This is a genomic window from Bathymodiolus platifrons methanotrophic gill symbiont, from assembly GCF_002189065.1.
Classification (GTDB): domain Bacteria; phylum Pseudomonadota; class Gammaproteobacteria; order Methylococcales; family Methylomonadaceae; genus Methyloprofundus.
This window is the reverse complement of sequence record NZ_BDMN01000513.1, coordinates 1-1,751: the sequence shown is the minus strand read 5'-3', so window position 1 is coordinate 1,751 and position 1,751 is coordinate 1. Positions and strand designations below refer to the sequence as shown.

Below are 1,751 nucleotides of genomic sequence, written 5' to 3'. Positions count from 1 at the left end.
GATATTAAACCTTATAATAGTGGCTTTCGGTTTTTTGCGACAGAACCGTTATTTCTAGCATATGAGGTTTTATACCCTAAAAACCCTAAGCCGGACAGGGACAAACATGTATACTGGTCCTCTTCTGAATTTGAAAATTATAAAGCTTGGATGGTAGATGGGATTTCGGGCCTCAGGGATAAAGAAGAAAAAGATGCCCCGAACTATATCGTTGCTATTCGCTCATTCTAACCAACTAAGTAACTGCTAATGGAACAATACCTTCGCCAAAATGAAAATACACTCATTTTTATGATTTTTACAGCCTATAAGCGATTGATTTATATAGGTGTAAGATTGTCATTTTTGGCTTAAATTAAAATAAAGTTTTGTAAATCATTACCCTACAAATAATAATAATTAAAATAAAGCGAGGATTTATGTCTGAACAATACCATTCTATTCTTATTGTGGGCGGGGGGGCTGCGGGGGTCTCTATCGCAAATAATATGCGTCGTAAAAACCCGACCATTGATATTGCCCTGATCGAACCTTCTGAAAAACATTATTATCAACCTGGCTTTACCATTATTGGTGGTGGTGCATATACGCTGAAAAGAGCCACCAAAAATGAAAAGGATCTCATCCATTCAAGTGTGACCTGGATTAAGGATTTTGCCGAGAGCTTTCAACCCAGCGATAATACCGTTACTTTAAAGTCTGGCGATGTCATCAGCTATGATTTTTTAGTCGTCTGCCCTGGCCTACAACTGGATTTTAATAAAATTGATGGCCTGGTTGAAACATTAGGTAAAAATGGTGTTTGCAGCAATTATTCTCCAGATACCGTTGAATATACCTGGGAAGCCCTGAAAACAATAGAGTCTGGAAATTGCTTGTTTACCCAGCCTCCCATGCCTATTAAATGTGCCGGTGCGCCACAAAAAATCATGTATCTGGCTGCCGACCGTTTCCGTAAAAAAGGCATCGCAGATAAAGTGAATGTGGAATTTCTAAACGCGGGGGCCGGTATGTTCGGCGTGCCTTTCTTTGCTAAGGCACTGAGCAAGGTTATCGCTGATTACGGCATTACCACGCACTTTAATCATAATTTAGTGGCCATTGATGGCGCTACTAAAACGGCAACCTTTGAAGCGACTGATGCCGACGGCAACAAGTCTACGGTGACTAAAGAATTTGACATGATTCATGTCACCCCTCCGCAAAGTGCACCTGACTTTATCAAAACAAGCCCACTGGCAAATGAAGGTGGCTGGGTAGATGTTAATCAGGCGACTTTACAGCATAATAAATACCCCAATATTTTTGGTTTGGGTGATGCGGGTTCAACACCAAATGCGAAAACTGCTGCCGCAGTCAGAAAACAAGTCCCTGTTGTGGTCGATAATATTCTCAAGTTACTAGAAAGTAATGAAAATAACTTAGTTGAAGGTTATGATGGCTATGGTTCATGTCCGTTAACTACATCATTAAATACGGTGATGTTAGCTGAGTTTGCTTATGCTGGAAAAGTAACCCCATCATTCCCGTTTCTAGACCCCAGAACCAATAGCCGATTGTGGTGGTTTGGAAAGACATTCGGTTTTCCATGGCTATACTGGCATATCATGATTAAAGGCATACGCTTTGATATTCCGCATAAAGCTTCTTATGTGGAAAAATTAACTAAAGAAGATTCTTAATCTTAATAAGCTGCCAAACTGGTTCTGTCGCAAAAGTTTATTGTGCGCATAAAAACCTGCCATAACCGG

General features: G+C 40.3%; 2 protein-coding genes. Both read left to right on the top strand.

Annotated features, from left to right (window positions below):
- Window positions 1-231 (top strand): hypothetical protein (locus tag CDZ78_RS22760; RefSeq protein ID WP_211200786.1); only part of this gene is annotated, 231 nt, incomplete at its 5' end.
- A gap of 188 nt (window positions 232-419) precedes the next feature.
- The gene (locus CDZ78_RS20000) at window positions 420-1,682 is read left to right on the top strand and encodes an NAD(P)/FAD-dependent oxidoreductase (RefSeq protein ID WP_087871528.1); all 1,263 of its coding nucleotides are present in this window, start codon (window positions 420-422) and stop codon (window positions 1,680-1,682) included.
- The last annotated feature ends 69 nt before the right edge of the window (window positions 1,683-1,751 follow it).

What these genes read in the sequence shown, in the direction of transcription:
- CDZ78_RS20000 (WP_087871528.1), top strand. Translation starts at nt 420, where the DNA reads ATGTCTGAACAATACCATTCTATTCTTATTGTGGGCGGGGGGGCTGCG.